Source organism: Arachidicoccus sp. (assembly GCF_050436765.1).
Classification (GTDB): domain Bacteria; phylum Bacteroidota; class Bacteroidia; order Chitinophagales; family Chitinophagaceae; genus Arachidicoccus.
This window is the reverse complement of record NZ_JBNQGD010000176.1, coordinates 1-18,703: the sequence shown is the minus strand read 5'-3', so window position 1 is coordinate 18,703 and position 18,703 is coordinate 1. Positions and strand designations below refer to the sequence as shown.

Sequence of the window (18,703 nt, the reverse complement as noted above, 5' to 3'; positions counted from 1 at the left end):
AATTAACCCCATAAAGCAGATGGCTACCAAAGATTCCGTTCAACAGGGCTTTCATTTCTTGGCCGTTGGGCAAAATGAAAGCCTAGTTATTAGTGGCTGGTGTTCTTGTCAGCATACTGTTTCTTCATTTTCGTCTTCGTCATTTTCTAATTTTTCCTTCGCACAAACCGAAACTTCTTCGTCCGATAATTCTCTGTCAAATAACCATCTCATGGGAGATTACCCCCACTTTCCGTCCCTGGTTATGGAGGCGTTCCATCGCGTCCATAGCGATATTTAATGTTGCAGGATCAAGCGAACCGAAACCTTCATCAATAAATAAAGATTCCACCTTCATGCGGCTAGAGGACAAGGAGGCCAGGCCCAATGCCAGCGCCTGGGAAACGAGAAAAGATTCGTCACCAGACAGGGAATATACCGTGCGCACTTCATCGCCCATGTCCTGGTCTATGACCTGCAAGCCTAAGGAACCCGGAATGCGTTGCAGGACATACCGTTTACTGAGCACTTCCAAATGAATATTGGCATAGCCTAACAGTACATCCAAAGTATATTCTTGGGCAATCTGGCGGAATTTTTTACCGTCGGCCGAGCCGATCAGCTCATTGAGCTTCGCCCAGTTTTCAAATACAGCGGTCTGCTTTTCTATGTCCTGCAACAAGGTGCCGATGCGCTGCTTATTTAAGGTATCCTCTCTTAGCTTAAAGTCAATTTCATGGGCTTCTTGCGTATGCTGCCTGAATAGCTCCTGCGTTTCTGTTCGTAAGGCGTTCAGCGCTTCCGGCGTGCTTTCGGAAGGCCGTTGGCCGTCATGTGCGGCTAATGCTTTTGTTCGTTCTTCCCAAATGGATGTCGCCTGCATCACCGCATCGTCTATCGCCCGTAAGGCGGCCCTTTCTTTTTCTATCCAATCCTGGGTAAAGGCTAAAAGGGATAAAAGTTCCTCCTGGGTCAGTGCTGCTCCGTGTTGTTGATGGTGTCCGGTGAGCCAGGCAGAGAGCTGCTCTTTTAGCGCTGATTCCTGTTGAGACAAAGCGCTTATATCTTTTCCTAATTGCTCCTGTTGCGCCTGGCCCCGGGTGATATCGCTTTGAATTTTTTCTGCTGTTTTTCTTTCTTCCTCCAATGCCTGCTTCGCGGCATGGACGGATGCCCGTAGCCTTGTCTCTACTGCTGTTACGGGATCGCCATTGAACAGCGTCTTTCTTTGGTCTAACAACGCTTTATGCAAATCCTGTAATTTCAAAAGCTTCTCTTCACTGGTACTATTCGTATCTGATGGGGTCGGAAAAATTAAATATGCTTTTTGGTACTCAAAGGAACTAGGTAAGGACTTCACCATGCCTGATGCTATGGAAACGATAAAGGATTTAGAAAACAAATTTCCCGATAACAAATTCAAAATCATAAACAATGATCTTAATTAAAATAATAGTGTTTTTTATTGTTGCGATCGGCAGCTGGATAAGTTCCCTATCAACCTTGCTGCCGAGGTATTTGATCAGTCTGTAAACATTGGAAATGGTATAGCTATTCGTCATTTACAGCGCGCTTTGAATATTTTAAATCACAATGCTACTGATTATCCCGATCTTATTGAAGATGGCAATTTTGGTTCCAATACATTCAATGCGGTCCTGAAGAATAAAAACCCGGATGCAGTAGTAAAATATATGAACGCATTCCAGGGCGAATATTATGCTGATCTAGCGGAACGAAACAAGAAGATGGAGGATTTTACGAATGGGTGGGCGCAAAGGCTGGATTAGAAAGCTTTGACCATAAGGCACTATAACGAACAGCATCTTTTTGGAAATAAAGTGCGGCAGAATAAATTTCCTCATTGCCCGCATCTATTAATTTTTCATTTCCCGTTTTTATACCCAATCTGTATTTACAAGTACCGCCATAATATCTGGCAGTTGCACTTTCTGAATTGGAAAATAACATATCTTCATAATGTTTGATTGCTGCCCTTAATTCCTCTATATTGGCTCCTATTTCTGGTAAAAATCCATCTTTGAATTTCATGATTTAATTATTTAGAACAAAGGTGGTAATATTTTTTTAGAATTTGCGTTTTTACACCCAAAATAGGGGGTATAGTAAAAGGTAATGCGATCTTAAAAAACTATTAAGACGTCGGTGATCTATCCAACTTTATTTACAAAACTTATTTTCAAATTCTTGGCAATATCTAATTCACGCCTTTTCTCGTTCACAGTGTAATGCTTCTTAGTTGTTTTGATGTTTGTGTGACCGGCAACATTAGAGGCAGTTAATAGATTTGTGCTTTCCGAAACCATATCGAGATAGAGATGCTTTAGTGCATAAAAATCGACATCAATTTCGAATTTGTTTTTTACTTGATTACGCCAGCGTCTTGTAATTTGTATTGGAGGAATTTTAATAGATCCCGGCACAAGGCCTTTTCCAAATACGTAATCTTCTTTTGATTTAGCCATTTCCATTATCTCAACCCAATGTGGTAATGCTGCTTCGGTAATTGCTCGAATATCCTCAAACGCTTGAGCACCTTTATAAACGATTATTTTAAATTCTCTGTGTTCTAAATCTATGTCTCTAGCCTGTAATCGAAGTAGTTCAGATTCCCGACATCCTGAATAAAAAAATATATTCGCAAATCGCCAAAACGAATAATTTTTTATTTTCAAGTGATTGAAGATCTTTGTAATCTGATCTTTTGTAAGAATTTTTCTAATTCGGATAATGTCCTTTTCGATTGGCAATTTTTTTGCGAAGTTTACGATTACGGCACCGTATTTATCTAAGACCTCTATAACTGCACATAATGATTTACGATGTACATTATGCTGGTTTGCACTCCATGTTTTTCTTTCAGAAAGCTTATCAAATATGCGAGTAAGATGTTTTATTTGAATGCTGCCAATAGGAATGCGCATTTTAAGTTCTTCATAAGCTCCAATTATATTATTAATATATGATTCTAACTCCTTCAGGTGTTTGGGCGTACATTTCTTTTTCGTTAGCGCAAATTTAAGTGCTTGACCAAAAGGGGTTTCAGGCTCGACTTCCTGTATTTTCCTCCGATAGAAAATTTCAGTGATGGGATTATACCCATCTTTCAAAGTGGTCAATTCATCTTCCAGAATTTGGATGGTAAAGTATTTTCGCTCACTTTGAGTTTCAGCGTGGTTCATCCCCTGGACTCGAACTTGTTTTTTTGTTCCTAAATTATCATCATAAAACCAATAGGTAATGGTCCATGGTTTTGATATGTCTGCCTTTGTGGTTTTCCAATTATTGGGGCTTACTGAGAACTTGCCTACACGGCAATTGTTGGGTAATTGTTTCATAACATTTCGATTTTTTTGTGACAACTTTTGTGATAGTCTATCGAAATGCAGAAAAATAATAGTAGTTAAAAACGCTTAATTGCTTGAAAATCAGGCGTTTTTGTGTGACCCGGATTGGATTCGAACCAATGGCCTACTGCTTAGAAGGCAGTTGCTCTATCCAGCTGAGCTACCGAGCCTTTTTGCTGAATGGCTGCAAAAATAGAAGTTTAAATATTAATGACCAAAAATGAAATAGGTTATTCAAATAAAAAATCGCAAGTGCGCTTGCCCTATATAACCATCATTATTACTTATTTTTGCACCTTCTAAAAATAATCTTATGCGTCCGATACAAATGGTTGACTTAAAAAGTCAATACCAAAGAATAAAACCACAAATAGATAAAGCAGTTATTGAAGTTCTGGAAAGCTCGGCTTTTATTAATGGTAAACCAGTAAATGATTTTTGTCGGAACCTTTCTGCCTATCTTGGTGTAAAACACGTAATTCCTTGTGCTAACGGAACTGACGCGCTACAAATAGCCTTGATGGCGCTTGATTTACAACCAGGGGATGAAGTAATTACCCCTTCCTTTACATTTATTGCTACAACAGAGGTTGTTGCTTTATTGAGATTGAAACCTGTGTTTGTAGAGGTGGATAAGGAAACTTTTTGTATGGATATTGAATCTGTAAAAAAAGCAATTACACCCAAGACAAAAGCCATTGTTCCGGTACATTTGTACGGTCAGGCTACCAATATGGAAGCCTTGATGCAATTAGCAAAAGAACATAATATTACTGTAATTGAAGACAATGCTCAAGCGATGGGCTGCGATATCATTATGAAAGATGGTACAAAAAAGAAAACTGGTACTATTGGAGATATGGGTACGACTTCCTTTTTTCCATCGAAGAATTTAGGTGGTTACGGTGATGGTGGCGCTATATTTACTAATAATGAGGAATTCGCTGAGAAAATGAAAATCATTGCCTCACACGGTTCCGCTAAAAGATATTATCACGAGGTCGTTGGCTGCAATTCTCGGTTAGACACGATTCAAGCCGCTATTCTTGATATAAAGTTGAAAGAGTTAGACGATTATATCGCAGCGCGCAATATGGTAGCCGATTATTATGACAAAGCCTTTGCTCATCATTCAAAAATAAAGACGCCTGTTCGTGCTGAGTATAGCAATCATGTATTTCATCAATATACCTTGGTGCTAGAAGGCGTCGATAGGGATGCATTACAGGCACATTTGGCGAGTAAAAATATTCCGGCTATGATTTATTATCCGGTACCTGGACATAAACAAAAAATGTTTGAGAACTTTTCCGAAAAATACGATCTGCCGGTAACGGATTGGCTGACTGAACGTGTTATTTCTTTGCCTATCCATACAGAAATGGATGAAGAGCAATTGCAATTTATTACACAACATATTCTAGATTTCTGTAAATAAAAATATGATTAAACCTACCGTTATTGTTTCTGGAAAGAATGGGCAAGTGGGCAGTGAATTATTGTTGTTACACGTTTCTTACCCTCAGTTTAATTGGGTGTTTTTGGCTAGAGAGGATCTGGACTTATTCTCCGAAAACTCTATTTCCAAAGCATTTCAAGAGCACCGGCCAAAATATTTTATCAATTGTGCGGCATATACTGCTGTTGATAAAGCCGAAGAAGAACGTGGTTTGGCAGAAAAAATAAATGCGGAGGCTGTTGGTTTTATTGCTCAGAAATGCAAGGCGTTTGATACAATACTGATCCATCTTTCTACGGATTATGTTTTTGATGGCACGGGAAGCTCACCCTATAGAACAGATGGGGAAACGAATCCTGTTAATTTTTACGGATTTACGAAACTTGAAGGAGAAAAACTGGCTTTACAGAACAACAAACAAACGATCATAATTCGCACTGCCTGGGTATATAGTGTTTTTGGGAAGAACTTTGTGAAAACGATGTTGCGATTAATGAATGAACGTCCAGAAATAAGTGTAGTAAATGATCAGATCGGGTCGCCTACTTATGCACGTGATTTGGCGTTGGCCATAGCGGAGATAATTTCTTCGGAAAAGAAACATTTTGGAACCTATCATTATACCAACCAGGGAGTCATCTCTTGGTATGATTTTGCAATAGCGATTAAAGAAATATCTGGCTCGGGTTGCAAAGTAAATGCTATTACTACTGCTCAGTTTCCAACGCCCGCAAAACGTCCACATTATTCAGTTTTGGATAATCTGGACTTACAAAAAGATTATCATATTCAACCAAGGAGTTGGAAGGTCGCTTTACAAGAATGTATGAAATATTTGCAAAGATTGTAATTGGCGGAGCTTGGGAGATTGCTTAGGTCAAACCTTCCTCGCCATGATGTCGGAATTTTGCCATTGTGAGCGTACCAAATCAATCTCCTTAAATTATTTACTTGCCTGTTAATACTTTGGGGAAACGCCGACATAATTCTGCGGTGTGATTGCTTTTAATTCTTTTTTAATTTCTGCTGAAACTTTGAGGGTACTGATAAAAGTATGGATATCCTTTTTGGTTATCACTGCTTTTCCACGTGTTAGTTCTTTCAAGGCCTCATAAGGGTTTGGATAGTTTTCGCGACGTAAAATGGTTTGCACGGCTTCAGCAACTACTGCCCAATTGTTTTCCAAATCATTATTTAATTTGGCCTCGTTCAGAATTAATTTCCCTAGCCCTTTTTCAATAGAATTCAGTGCAATAAAAGTGTGCGCTACAGGTGTTCCCAGATTGCGTAAAACAGTCGAATCAGTTAAATCCCTTTGCAAACGGCTGATGGGTAATTTTGCTGAAAGATGTTCCAGTAGCGCATTTGCAATGCCTAAGTTGCCTTCTGCATTCTCAAAATCTATCGGATTTACTTTATGCGGCATGGCCGAAGATCCAACCTCACCTTTTTTGGTTTTCTGTTTAAAATAATCCATCGAAACATAAGTCCAAATATCGCGGCAAAGATCGATGAGAATGTTGTTGATTCTCTTAATAGTATCGAAATGTGCTGCTAAATTATCGTAATGTTCTATCTGGGTAGTAAACTGCATTCTTTGCAAACCCAACCTGTTTTCAACAAATTCATTTCCAAATTTTACCCAATCTTTTTTAGGGAAAGCAATTTGATGGGCATTGAAATTCCCGGTAGCACCACCAAATTTTGCCGCAAACGGAATATATGAAAATAAAGAAATTTGGTTTTGAATTCTTTCTACAAAAACCATGATTTCTTTCCCTAAAATCGTTGGTGATGCAGGTTGTCCATGGGTTCTAGCCAGCATAGGGATATTGTTCCATTCGCCAGCCATTGACTGTAATTTATTTTGCAAATTCACGAGCGACGGTAGATATTCGTTTTCCATTGCGTGTTTCCAACTCAATGGGATTGCAGTATTATTGATATCTTGAGAAGTTAATCCAAAATGTATCCATTCTTTTACGTCGCCGATTTTTAAATCTTCTACTTTTTCTTTTAAGAAATATTCCACGGCTTTCACGTCGTGGTTGGTAACTTTCTCTATTTCTTTGATACGAGCTGCATCTTCGGTGGAAAATTCTTTGGCGACATGTAGAAGTGCTTTTCTCACAGTAGGCGATAATTTGAAGAACTTTTTATCCGCCAAAAAGATAAAATATTCTATCTCAACATATACCCGGTATTTTATCAAAGCAAATTCCGAGAAAAAATCGCTCAAGTGTGCTACTTGTCTGCGATAGCGGCCATCGATGGGAGAGATGGCGGTAAGGTTGTTGAGTTCCATTCAATTATGTTTTTACTAAGATTTAAGTTGCGTGATTATCGTTATCTTTGCCGGCAAAAATAGAACAATTTGGAGAAGATAAGAGTGGCCGCGGTAAGTTATTTAAATACAAAACCTCTATTATACGGTATTAAACGGGACAATGCTTTGATGCAGCAGATGGATTTGATAGAAGATTATCCTTCTAAAATTGGCCAAATGCTTGTGGATAATGAAGTGGATATGGGTTTGATTCCTGTTGCATTTATTCTACAAATGAGTGAATGGCATATTTATTCAGATTATTGTATCGGGTCTGTTGGACCGGTTGAAACAGTTTGCCTTTTTAGTGATGTTCCCATAGAAAAGATAGAGAAAGTATTACTCGATTATCAGAGTTTCTCTTCCGTAAATCTTTGTAAAGTATTGTTGAAAAATTACTGGAAAAAGGAAGTCGTATTTGAAGAAGCTTCTGATAATTACATCGATGAAATTGGTGGAACAACAGCGGGAGTAATTATTGGTGATCGAGTTTTTGAACAAAAAGCCGTTGTCGACCCTAAAAAATATATTTATGATTTGGCCGACGAATGGACGATATTTACGGGCTTACCTTTTTTAATGGCGGCGTGGATTGCCAACAAAGTATTGCCTCAGGATTTTATCGAAAAATTTAATGTTGCCAACAAAATGGGGTTAGATAATTTAGATATGGTAATCGCTGAAAACCCGTATCCTACTTACGATTTATATAAATATTTTACGCAAGATATCAGTTTTACTGTTGACGAAAAAAAATTGCAGGCTATGGAATTGTTTTTAAAATTAATGAAAGAATTATAAAATGACGATAGAGCGAATTTATAAGATAATCACGGCAATTATTTTGCCCATCACTTATTTGCTGGCTTTTTTTACGCTGCCGGTTGTATTGATGTCCTTGGGAAACCCCTCCAGCTTGATTGGTTCATTTATATTTGTTTGTGTACTTATCTATTCTTTTAAGTCTATCATCTTTTTCAGAAAGAACATCCTTTTGGGAGCTCCTGCAAAAGCCAATACTAAAGACTGGATACGCATTAATGGTTTTATCAGCTTCATTTTTATAGTTGAAATAATTGCAAGCACGGTTACAGTATTTGTTCGGCCCGCTGAGGTAATGACCGTTATTAATAAAATGGTCGATTCATTTACGCAACAAAGCAGTACAAAGGTTTCTGGAAGGGATATTTATAATATGCTAAAAGGGTTATTGGTATTTTTTTCTGTGTATTCACTTATTTTATTGGTACATATCATTATCAGTTTCAAGTTCTTGAAAAAGTATAGGAATTTGCTTTCAATGTAGGTTTTTTGCAAAAAAAATCGATCAATAAACTAATTCTTCAATTTATTGATCGATCTACTCATTAACTAATTAAGGAATCAGTTTATTGACTAATTCTTAAAGGTGTGCTTTAATTTTGTTTTCCAAAACTGATCTGGGCACAGCTCCAATTTGCTTGTCTACCACTTCACCATTTTTGATAAACAAAATTGCAGGAATAGAAGTAATGCCGTATTTCACGCTTACATCAGGATTGTTATCGACGTTTAATTTGCCCACTTTCACTTTTCCTTCGTAATCTTTAGCCAATTCTTCTACAACTGGTCCGATAGCGCGACAAGGTCCGCACCATTCAGCCCAAAAGTCCACTAATGTTAATGTATCGTTGGCCACGACTTCGGTATCAAAGTTGGCGTCTGTAAATTCTAAAGCCATAGTTATTAATTTAAAATTTGAATAATAATTTCTAATGGAAGGACAAAGATAATTCCAATTTAAGTTTTCTGATGATTTGGCTTATCCACATGCCTGATTATAACAAATAAATGACATAACGTCGTTTTTTAATGGAGAAGTTATTCGATTAATGACTAATTTTGCCATCCTAATTATAAAGAACATGGCGAAAATAGAATTAATTCGAGCGAATGAACATTATGCTTTTGACTCTACGGATGAAAATGGCGTTATTACCAGAATGGATACCAAACCAGAAATGGGCGGTGAAGGCTACGGCGCAAGACCTATGCAACTTTTGTTAAATGCATTGGCTGGTTGCACCAGCATTGACGTGTTGAGCATTTTAGAAAAAAAACGTCAGCAGGTAAATGACTATAAAGTGGTCATAGATGCAGATCGGGAAGCTGGGAAAGAACCTTCACTTTGGAAAGAGATTTTACTCACTTTTATTATTAGTGGGGAGGTAAGTGAAGAAAACGCTCGCCGGGCTATAGATTTATCTTTGGATAAATATTGTTCGGTAGCAGCCACCCTACGCGCAGCAGGTGCGGCGATCAAATACCAGTTGATTTTAAACGGGAAGTAACTATTTTGTTGGTGTTGACTTTACCAAATTTACTTTTTCCGTGTAGGAAGGAATCAGTCTTTGATTCTAGAGATAATTTTTATTTTACAACTTTGACAGATAATACAATGACGAAAAAATTACATCCACAAACTCAAGCCATCCGGCTGCAAACACCCACGACCAATGAAATGGAACATTCTACTCCATTATTTTTAACAAGCAGTTTCGTGTTTGAAAGTGCCAACGATATGCGAGCGGCTTTTGCCGGAGAAACAGAAGATAATATTTATAGCCGATATACCAACCCAACGGTGGATGAATTTGCGAACAAAGTTGCCGCAATGGAGAAAGCAGAAGCGGGTTTTGCTGTAGCCAGCGGTATGGCTGCAGTTTTTAGTTCATTTATGGCCCTATTAAAGGCGGGAGATCATCTGCTTTGCTGCCGCTCTATTTTTGGCGGCACCGTGACTGTCGTTACCAAGTTTTTAGATAAGTTTGGTATAGAATATACATTTGTTCCTGCTGATGATCTGAGCGTTTGGGAAAAGGAAATAAAGCCTAATACCAGGATGGTATATGTGGAAACACCCACTAATCCACAATTAGAATTGTTGGATTTAGAAGCAGTAGGGATACTGACAAAAAAATACAATCTTATTTATAATGTGGATAATTGCTTTGCGACACCTGTTTTACAGACTCCTGTTGACTTTGGAGCTGATTTAGTTATACACTCTGCTACAAAATGGATGGACGGTCAAGGTCGTGTTTTGGGGGGTGTGGTTGTAGGTAAAAAAGAATTGGTACACGAAATATATTTATTTTGTAGAAATTCAGGTCCTACACTTTCTCCCTTTAATGCGTGGGTGCTGAGTAAGAGTTTAGAAACCTTGGATGTACGTATTCAGCGTCATTGTGAAAGTGCTATGAAAGTGGCGACCGAATTGGAAAAAAGCGATAAGATTGCTTGGGTAAAGTACCCCTTTCTACCCAGCCATCCACAATATGAAATCGCAAAAAAGCAAATGAAAGCCGGTGGAGGAATTGTGTGTTTTGAATTGAAGGGTGGAGTTGAAGCAGGTAGTAAATTTATGGATGCATTGGAATTGCTCTCGCTCACGCCAAACTTAGGCGATTCACGAAGTATTGCTTCACATCCGGCAAGTACGACACATTCTAAGCTGTCGGATGAAGAGCGTGCCAAGGTCGGCATTACACCAGGTCTAATTCGCGTTTCTGTTGGTTTGGAATATGTAGATGATATTATTGACGATATTAAGCAGGCGTTAGAAAGATGCTAGGATATATTGTATTGTAATAAAAGCACTCGCATCATCACGTGTGTTTTGCATTTTCCGCAGTATATGAAAAAAAATATTTTATTCTTTCTCTTTGCTATCACTTTTCTTTCGGCCTCGGCGGCGATTCTTTCCTCGGTAACTTCTTTGGATTATGGAGTGCAGAAGGAAAAAATATGGGGGTTGGATTTGTCGCATCATCAGGGTACAATTGATTGGGAAGTGCTTGCAAAGCAGAAACCTGATTTTATTTTTTTTAAGGCTACCGAAGGTGTTTCAAAAATTGATTCAAAATATAGAAGCTATCGAAAAGAGGCGCGACGTTTACATATTCCAACTGGTGCCTATCATTATTTTTCATATTCCTCTCCCGGTTATTGGCAGGCCCAAAATTTTTTGAAAACGGCAGCGTTACAGGCGGGTGATCTTCCTCCGGTTTTGGATATCGAATGGGTACCTATAATGCCTGATCCGTCAATTGTTGCAAGCGAAGCGATTGCTTGGTTGAAAGTTGTAGAAGGTAAGCTGGGTGTGCGCCCTATTATTTATTGCAATTATCGTTTCTATACCGATTATTTGAAAGGGAAATTAAAACATGAGTTTCCTTTATGGCTATCAAATTATTCGCGATTGCCTGAATATAAATGTCTTTTTTGGCAGAAATCAAATAATTATTCTGTAAAGGGAGTCCGTGGAAAAGTTGATTACAATATTTTTATGGGGGATAAAGACGATTTAAAAAATTTGCTGCTGAAATAATATTTGGCCTCTTTACAAATTTGCAATTATTGGCTTACTAATTTTGCAATATAGAAAGCTGCAATCGCGGCAACGACACCAATAAGTACAGTTTTAATTGCCCCTTTGAATGGAGACTCTCCGGTAAGTTTTGTTTTTATATAACCAAATAGGAAAAGAAAAACTACGGTTGTAATGGCAGATAATTTCAGTCCATTAAGGGGATTAGTGGTCACAAAATAAGCGAATAAAGGAATAATACCGCCAATAATATAAGAGGAGCCAATTGTAATGGCACTTTTGACAGCACGCCGAGGATCCGGTTTTTCCATTCCTAATTCAAACTGCATCATAAATTCCACCCATTTTGTCTTGTCCTTACTGAGTTCATCTGCGAGGGTACGTTGAAGCGGTTCGTCGATACCATATTTAGCAAATATTTCTCTCACCTCACGTTTTTCTTCTTCTGGGATTCGTTCAACTTCCGCATATTCCCTTTTCAGTTCCGCGTAATAATGTTCATAATCGGTACGGCCGGCAAGATAACCGCCCAAACCCATCGCGATAGAGCCTGCAACTATTTCTGCGATACCAGCTGTAATAATAATGTTATTATGAGCTACTGCGCCGGTCAATCCTGCTGCCAATGCGAAAGGAACCGTTAATCCATCAGCCATTCCAATGACAATGTCTTTAACCAAATCAGAAGAAGTAAAATGTTTTTCGGTGTGGCCTTTCATTTTTTTCAATTATCAGATGAAGGTAGGATGATTTTATAAGATATTTCATAGACGATAGCGGATGCACAGCGCCGACGCATTAAAATTATAGTCCCAATATGATTTTCACTAGGAAATCATTGTTTCAAGGCTGCCATATTCCTTTTTTTGGCGGTTTATAAAAATGCTAAAAATTACTAGTAGAAATGCCGCATTATCAATCTTGCCAATGATAATGCGACGATGGGTTTGGTACCACAAACAGACCTGCTGGCAGGCGGGATGGTGGTAACTCTATTTGATAAAAACTGGCTGCTCGTAGCAGAGAAAATTCGTTTTGTTGACCATCTTGAGTAAAGCACTTTAAAACACATATAGCCTGGAAAAGAAAAACTTAGACAAAACAGACAAAACAGGTCTAAATGAATAAGGACGGAGATTTTGTACTACCTGTTTTATTATTTGATTCTACAAAGATATATTACCGTTTTGCCGAAAAGAAAGATCTTTCTGATTATATCAATTTTAATTTGGATAAGCCAGACATACTACTTGCCTCCGTCAAGGCGAATACGAACAAAAATACCCCACTCAACGCACCCGTATTTAGCAGCAAAGATACAGCCGGTAACATGCACACAAAACTACTTCTTAAGTGAACAGATCCGGCTGGACGCGCACGAGCTATCTACGCTAACGGTTACCGAGCGCAAAAAGACGGAATGGGAAAAGATGCAAGATCTTTATATAAATAATTCACTTTACAAGGGAAATGGCATTACACCTTCTTTCTTCTTTGATATAGAACATAATGCAACGGCATCTAATTATGGCGAGAGTATAATTGATTATTTAGACGGCAGAATAGCTGGCTTTAGAAATGGACAATGATATTATCATAGCCTGGTCCCAATCGCCTTTTTTCATGTTACCGGTTGAAGGCGCACCTTTAGGTATCCTTTCTGACATTTCAATGTCTAATATTGCCTATATCGAAGCCTTTCCTTCGCCATTTATTGGGGTTCCGCTCAATGCATGAGCCATTTTGATATATACCAAAAAAGGTAATGATGTAGTGGATGAAACGAAGAGTATGTCCTCGTTTATTTAAACGGTTACACACCTCTCAAGGAGTTTTATCAACCTAATTATAGTGGAAAGGATTCTGCCAATCAGAATGAGGACATGAGAGCAACCCGTTTATTGGAATACCATTTTGTTAATAAAAATGCCAATAAAGTTGGCAGTGTTGCTTTTTACAACAACGCAATAACAAATGGTTTTAGATTAATTCTTGAAGGAAGGTATAGCAAAGCAAAGACTATTCATTTAGAGGAAGTTATAAAATAAAATAAGGGATGATTTGTTTATCAGAATAATTTAATCAATATCCCAACACCACCTTATAACAAAATGGAACAAACGATTGCGTCGCAAAATTTGTTAAAATACGCTTAGGTTTGTGTTAAGAGTATTTTAATTTTTTAACAACCAAGATACGTATATAAAAATGAAAAGATTCCTCTTCCTCACCTGTATCATAATTTTCTATTGCATTAAAGTTTCCGCCCAACAAAGGATAGAAGTGACAGGTATAGTAACAGACACAACCGGCAAGGCAATGTCAGGTGTGAGTATAAAAACAGACGGCGGAGGCGCAATCTCAGATGACAATGGTAAATTCACCTTATCAGTGAAAAATTTGCAATCTGAAATTACTGCTAGTTATATTGGTTATGTCGTACTGAAAATAAAACTAAACGGTCAGAAAGATGTAAAAATAATTCTTACTCCCAATACTAAGTCTGACTTGCAGGACGTCGTAGTAATTGGTATGCAACAGCAATCAATGAGGACAACGATTTCATCAATATCGGGTGTTGTAAGCAAAGATATTGAGAATAGACCGGTGGCTAGTGTAGATGTATTACTTCAAGGACGCATTGCAGGTCTAAATGTGCAAGTATCAAGTGGCGAACCAGGTGTTGCACCAACAATTGTCGTAAGAGGTAACTCGACAGTCAATACTAGCATTGGGGATAATCCCAATGTTCAACAAGCACAGGCCATGAGCGGTCCACTATATGTAATAGACGGAATCCCTGTTGATCCTGCAGATATTGCAAACAATGCAGGGGCAACCGGTACCAACTTTTTAGCAGGATTAAATATCAATGATATTGAGTCTGTACAAGTGCAAAAGGATGCTGCAGCAACAGCTGCTTGGGGATCAAGAGGTGCAAATGGTGTCATATACATTACTACAAAAAAGGGAACTTCTAAAGTACCACTATTTGGTGTAAACGCCTATTATGGTGTCAATCAAAGGCCAAAACTTATACCTACTCTTACTGGCTCAGCAGAAAGAGAAGCCAAATTAAATATTCTGCGCCAATATGTTACATCCCCCGCACAATTGGCAGGGCTACCTCAATTGCTTTCTGATAGCCTTAATCCTTCTTTTAACAACGCAACTGATTGGCAGGGTTTATTTTATCAAGCTTCGCCGATTGCGAATGTTGATGCCACCATGTCCGAAGCAGCAGATAACTACAATTATCGTCTGAGCATGGGTTATTATAATACTGAAGGTATAATAAAAAATACAGGATACCAGCGTTATTCTCTGAGAGCGAACTTGGGATTTAAAATTAGTCCAAAACTGAATAGCCAGTTCGTCTTAGGCATGGTAAAGGAAAATAGACAAGCGGGAGAAAAATATCAAAATTCTGATGCAAATACGCCATTTAGTGGCAGCTCTCAACCAACATCCTTTTATTATATAAACGGATTTGACTCGTCTGGTTTTTCGGGTATTTCGAGTAAATTGAGAAATATAAATTTGAATGACAATTATCAGGCTTCGATGACAACAAATTACGATATTATACCCGGGTTAAGATATACACTTCAAGGTGGAGCTAACGTTTATGTGGTTTCCAAAGATTATTTTCAACCTTCAAATGTAGATGTTGTAGGTGCTTTAACCGGAGGCAACCCATCCCAACCCTCTTACGCTGAATCCGATAGAGGTACTTACTCTACATATCTAGTTACCAACACGTTAAATTATAATAAAGAATTTAAGACTTCAAACGGTAACTCTCATAATTTAAATATAACAGCTTCTCACCAATACACCAGTTCCGTTTCAAGTGGGAATAGTGTTGGCGGCAATAACACGCCTACAAACGATATAAAAACGGTAACGGGCATTCCCCAATCCGATTTATTTGGATCGTCTTATTACCAAAAAGATGCGTTATTATCCTTTATAGGTCAAATACAATATAATTACAATCAACGATATCTTTTGTATGGGTCTTATAGATTAGATGCCTCGTCAAGATTTGGCGATAATACTAAAAAGGGTTATTTCCCAGCTGCAGGTATAGGTTGGATAGTTTCCGATGAGAAATTTATGAGTGGCATTAAAAATACAATCAACTTTTTTAAGCTTAGGTTCAGCATGGGTTCCTCTGGTAAAAATGCGATTCAATTTTATCCCACTTTTAATGAGTATGATGTTTCGGGTACTTATAACGGTGTACAAGCAGTTCAGCCGAGTTATACAAATGGTTTAACCAAGAATAATCTTACCTGGGCTAAGTCAATTCAAAAAGATTTAGGATTTGATCTACAAATGTTCAATGATCGTATAATTTTGAATACAGACTTCTACGATAAATTAGATAAAAATCAATTTTTTAAATTTACTTTACCATTCTTCACTGGCTACAACTCTATATATTATAATGCGAAGGACTTATGGGTTGATAACCGGGGTATAGATATTACTTTAAATACACACAATTTATCTCCTAAAAGTGCCTTGCAATGGAATAGTCAATTAGTACTTACATTTCAAAAAAACTTAATCGCCAAGTTGCCAAACAATAACCGCACTTTTGTGATAGACGATTATAATTCAGGCGTTTCGCGTGTATATGCAGTCGGACAACCCATATATGAAATGTTTCAAATGCATTATGAAGGTGTATATAATAACCGAAGCGAAATTCCATTCAATCCGCTTACCGGCAATCCAATCACTTATTTCAAAGGTTATTATCCTGTCCAACCTGGCTATCCAAAATGGGAAGACGCCAATGGCGATGGTGACGTTTGGAGTGATGAAGACAATGGAGATCAATATGGAGATAGAATACCATCTGGAGATCCCAATCCTAAATTTGTCGGAGGATTTACTAATGACTTCACTTATAAAAACTTTACTTTAACTGTCTCTAGTGTGTTTACCTTCAAAAGGACTGTTGTAAATACATTTTTTCAGCAACAATTGGACGCAGTCGGAGGAAGTATAAACAGCTTGGCAAGTCATAGATTGCCCGATTTATCTGGGTTGAATTATTGGACTCCAGAAAAGGCACAAGATCCCAATTATAAAGCCAATTTTCCTTCGATTTCCCCCTATAGTCCATATTTCTACCAGTTCTTACCTTTTACTGATATGTTTAATGTAGACGGGAGTTATTTCAAGGTAAAAAATATCATTCTTAACTATGTACTACCCGGGAAATTTACCGATAAATTGAAAATTAAACATATTAATGTGTATGCAATGATGTACAATGTATTGATTTTGAAAAATAAGAACAATACAATGCCTGACCCTGAGGCCGTAGATCAACTTGGAGTATATGATGGTGGTTTATATCCTCAAGCAAAAACATATACAGTTGGTTTAAATATTCAATTTTAAGCGTTTAGCGCATCATAGTTTCCAAATAATAAAAATGATAAAAGAATGAAACATTTCCTTTTTTTTAAAAAAATGTTCATAGCATTTTTGATAAGCGCAACCCTTATGGGGACCAGTTCATGTAACAAACAACTTCATGAAGGCCCAGTAGGATCAACATATAGCAGTGAGTTTTGGACATCACAAACCGCGGCCGATGAGGCTACAGCCGCTATGTATGGTCAATTAAGAGCTGGCCTTAGAGCTTCTTCTGGTTCAGGAGTAGATCAAGGCGAAGCTTGCTATTTTGTTTATGGTGATTTAGTAAGTGATTTATTTAGATACGCAGGAGGTGATACTTTTCTCCAATATGGATTAACCGAAGGGGCAACAATTCCTTGGAATTTTTCCTATGTGCCTTATTGGGGTAATTTATCAAACTGGTCAAGATTTTACCAAGTAATAGCACTCTGTAACCTTATAATAGAAAATGTAAATGGAATGAACAACTCTTTATTTACAAGCGCAGAGAAAAAGAATAGTTATATTGCAGAAGCTTTATTTATAAGAGCTTATACTTATTTCTTTATTACTAGAGTATGGGGCGATCCTGTATATGTTGCTAAAACATATAATGATGTTGATTATGGACATATCCCACCAGTTCCTCGGTCTCCTGAAAATCAAGTATTAGATAGTTGTATTGCGGATTTACATATTGCTGATGCCAATTTGGATTACGCCAATGGTGATATTACGAAAAGTGTTACTGCCAATAAAGGAAGCGTTGAAGCATTAATGGCTCATATATTTGAATGGCAGCATAATTATGATAGTGCGCATTATTATTGTCAAAAGGTAATAAACAATGGGGGTTATTCCTTAGAGCCTATGGATACTTATAAAAATATTTGGATGGGGGAATCTTCCAAAGAGAGTATTTTTGAAATATCGATGCAATACGACGCAGATGATCCTAATTTCAAATCTGGTGGTAGTTTTGCCGAGGCTACTTTTGATTTCTTTGGCGGCTTCCTAAAAGGTGCAATAGTTGATCAAAGAAGAAACAGTTGCTGGATTGCACCAGCCGGTGGTCTTGTGGACGGTGTCTTATTTGATACATCCAAGGATTTGCGTGCCAAATCAATTTTATCTTATCAACAGGCTTCTGGCGGTGATCCTGCGGGCTATATGTTAACTAAATATAGCAACTTTCAAACTACGTCTTCTGCAAGTCCATACATAAACAACAATCTTGTAATATTCAGACTTTCGGATATTTATCTGCTGGATGCCGAAGCGCTTGCGTACAAAGGAGAATTAGCAGGCGCGGCAAATGACCTTAAAATGACTGAGGACCGAGCAGGTATAAACAATTACCAAAGTATAAGCGACCAATATAATATGGTAGATGAAGTAGTTATGGAAAGAGGTCGTGAACTTATTGGAGAAGGTCAATGGTTTTATGATTTGATCAGGACCAACCAAACTCAAGAATGGTTACAATATATTAATTATCCAAGTACGCGTGTGAATACGACAAACAAAGGGTATTACTGGCCAATTGATATGAGTACCTTATTCCCTTATGATAATTTACTGACGCAAAATCCATGGTGGAATAATAATGCAGGGCGATAGATTTGAAAATAACAAAATTAAAAACTTAATTTTCATTGAAATGAAAGCAAAAATAAATTTCTCTACTAAAATATGCATATTCCTATTCATTACTGTTTCAGTAATAGCATGTAAAAAAGATTACATAATAGGAGGAAAGGTAGAAGATGTAAATAAATATG

Annotated in this window: 18 protein-coding genes and 1 tRNA gene; 12 read left to right on the top strand and 7 right to left on the bottom strand. The window is 37.6% G+C overall.

Annotation, left to right across the window (positions count from 1 at the left end; genetic code table 11):
* Positions 1-196 precede the first annotated feature (196 nt).
* Positions 197-1,408 carry an SbcC/MukB-like Walker B domain-containing protein gene (locus ACQR30_RS07825; RefSeq protein WP_429733697.1) on the bottom strand — a complete coding sequence of 404 codons (1,212 nt, stop codon included), beginning with the start codon at positions 1,406-1,408 and terminating at the stop codon, positions 197-199.
* Between the two features lie 145 nt (positions 1,409-1,553).
* On the opposite strand from ACQR30_RS07825, the gene ACQR30_RS07820 reads away from it, so the two are divergent.
* Positions 1,554-1,769: a putative peptidoglycan-binding domain-containing protein gene (locus ACQR30_RS07820; RefSeq protein WP_429733694.1), complete on the top strand. Its 216-nt coding sequence runs from the start codon at positions 1,554-1,556 to the stop codon at positions 1,767-1,769.
* On the opposite strand, the gene ACQR30_RS07815 is transcribed toward ACQR30_RS07820, so the two are convergent.
* The 3 genes from ACQR30_RS07815 to ACQR30_RS07805 all read right to left on the bottom strand — a co-directional run bounded on the left by ACQR30_RS07815 (position 1,738) and on the right by ACQR30_RS07805 (position 3,517).
* Positions 1,738-2,031, bottom strand: coding sequence for a hypothetical protein (locus tag ACQR30_RS07815; protein ID WP_429733691.1), 294 nt, complete (start codon positions 2,029-2,031; stop codon positions 1,738-1,740). The two genes, ACQR30_RS07820 and ACQR30_RS07815, sit on opposite strands and share 32 nt — an antisense overlap.
* 119 nt (positions 2,032-2,150) lie before the next feature.
* Complete coding sequence (locus ACQR30_RS07810) at positions 2,151-3,338, bottom strand: tyrosine-type recombinase/integrase (RefSeq protein WP_429733688.1); 1,188 nt, start codon at positions 3,336-3,338, stop codon at positions 2,151-2,153.
* 105 nt (positions 3,339-3,443) lie between these two features.
* Positions 3,444-3,517, bottom strand: a tRNA-Arg gene (locus tag ACQR30_RS07805).
* 143 nt (positions 3,518-3,660) lie between these two features.
* Here ACQR30_RS07805 and ACQR30_RS07800 point away from each other — a divergent pair.
* Both ACQR30_RS07800 and rfbD read left to right on the top strand, forming a co-directional pair.
* Positions 3,661-4,785, top strand: coding sequence for a DegT/DnrJ/EryC1/StrS family aminotransferase (locus ACQR30_RS07800; protein ID WP_429733685.1), 1,125 nt, complete (start codon positions 3,661-3,663; stop codon positions 4,783-4,785).
* Between the two features lie 4 nt (positions 4,786-4,789).
* A complete protein-coding gene (rfbD, locus tag ACQR30_RS07795) occupies positions 4,790-5,656 on the top strand; it encodes a dTDP-4-dehydrorhamnose reductase (protein ID WP_429733682.1) in 867 nt (288 codons plus the stop codon).
* A gap of 108 nt (positions 5,657-5,764) precedes the next feature.
* On the opposite strand, the gene purB is transcribed toward rfbD, so the two are convergent.
* A complete protein-coding gene (purB, locus tag ACQR30_RS07790; protein WP_429733680.1) occupies positions 5,765-7,111 on the bottom strand; it encodes an adenylosuccinate lyase in 1,347 nt (448 codons plus the stop codon).
* A 69-nt stretch (positions 7,112-7,180) separates the two neighbouring features.
* Between purB and ACQR30_RS07785 the strand changes: the two genes are divergently transcribed.
* Together ACQR30_RS07785 and ACQR30_RS07780 are read left to right on the top strand one after the other, a co-directional pair.
* Positions 7,181-7,933: a menaquinone biosynthetic enzyme MqnA/MqnD family protein gene (locus ACQR30_RS07785; protein WP_429733677.1), complete on the top strand. Its 753-nt coding sequence runs from the start codon at positions 7,181-7,183 to the stop codon at positions 7,931-7,933.
* Between the two features lies 1 nt (position 7,934).
* On the top strand, positions 7,935-8,438 hold the full coding sequence (locus ACQR30_RS07780; RefSeq protein WP_429733674.1) for a hypothetical protein: 504 nt from the start codon (positions 7,935-7,937) through the stop codon (positions 8,436-8,438).
* Positions 8,439-8,534: 96 nt separating this feature from the next.
* Here ACQR30_RS07780 and trxA read toward each other — a convergent pair whose 3' ends face one another.
* Positions 8,535-8,852, bottom strand: a complete 318-nt coding sequence (trxA, locus tag ACQR30_RS07775) for a thioredoxin (protein WP_429733671.1) — start codon at positions 8,850-8,852, stop codon at positions 8,535-8,537.
* Positions 8,853-9,036: 184 nt separating this feature from the next.
* On the opposite strand from trxA, the gene ACQR30_RS07770 reads away from it, so the two are divergent.
* From ACQR30_RS07770 to ACQR30_RS07760, 3 genes are all read left to right on the top strand, one after another.
* On the top strand, positions 9,037-9,462 hold the full coding sequence (locus ACQR30_RS07770; RefSeq protein ID WP_429733668.1) for an OsmC family protein: 426 nt from the start codon (positions 9,037-9,039) through the stop codon (positions 9,460-9,462).
* Positions 9,463-9,569: 107 nt separating this feature from the next.
* Positions 9,570-10,745, top strand: a complete 1,176-nt coding sequence (locus tag ACQR30_RS07765) for an O-succinylhomoserine sulfhydrylase (protein WP_429733665.1) — start codon at positions 9,570-9,572, stop codon at positions 10,743-10,745.
* A 63-nt stretch (positions 10,746-10,808) separates the two neighbouring features.
* Positions 10,809-11,501: a glycoside hydrolase family 25 protein gene (locus tag ACQR30_RS07760; RefSeq protein WP_429733662.1), complete on the top strand. Its 693-nt coding sequence runs from the start codon at positions 10,809-10,811 to the stop codon at positions 11,499-11,501.
* Between the two features lie 26 nt (positions 11,502-11,527).
* Here ACQR30_RS07760 and ACQR30_RS07755 read toward each other — a convergent pair whose 3' ends face one another.
* Entirely contained in the window at positions 11,528-12,220 is a 693-nt protein-coding gene (locus tag ACQR30_RS07755) for a VIT1/CCC1 transporter family protein (RefSeq protein ID WP_429733659.1), read from the bottom strand.
* Positions 12,221-12,621: 401 nt separating this feature from the next.
* Here ACQR30_RS07755 and ACQR30_RS07750 point away from each other — a divergent pair, with 401 nt between their 5' ends.
* The 4 genes from ACQR30_RS07750 (at position 12,622) to ACQR30_RS07735 (ending at position 18,542) form a co-directional block, all read left to right on the top strand.
* Positions 12,622-12,858: a hypothetical protein gene (locus ACQR30_RS07750; protein ID WP_429733656.1), complete on the top strand. Its 237-nt coding sequence runs from the start codon at positions 12,622-12,624 to the stop codon at positions 12,856-12,858.
* A 73-nt stretch (positions 12,859-12,931) separates the two neighbouring features.
* Positions 12,932-13,090 (top strand): hypothetical protein, encoded by a 159-nt coding sequence (locus ACQR30_RS07745; RefSeq protein WP_429733653.1) that lies wholly within the window; start codon positions 12,932-12,934, stop codon positions 13,088-13,090.
* 619 nt (positions 13,091-13,709) lie between these two features.
* A complete protein-coding gene (locus ACQR30_RS07740; protein WP_429733650.1) occupies positions 13,710-16,922 on the top strand; it encodes a SusC/RagA family TonB-linked outer membrane protein in 3,213 nt (1,070 codons plus the stop codon).
* Between the two features lie 72 nt (positions 16,923-16,994).
* Positions 16,995-18,542, top strand: coding sequence for a RagB/SusD family nutrient uptake outer membrane protein (locus ACQR30_RS07735; RefSeq protein WP_429733647.1), 1,548 nt, complete (start codon positions 16,995-16,997; stop codon positions 18,540-18,542).
* Positions 18,543-18,703 lie beyond the last annotated feature (161 nt).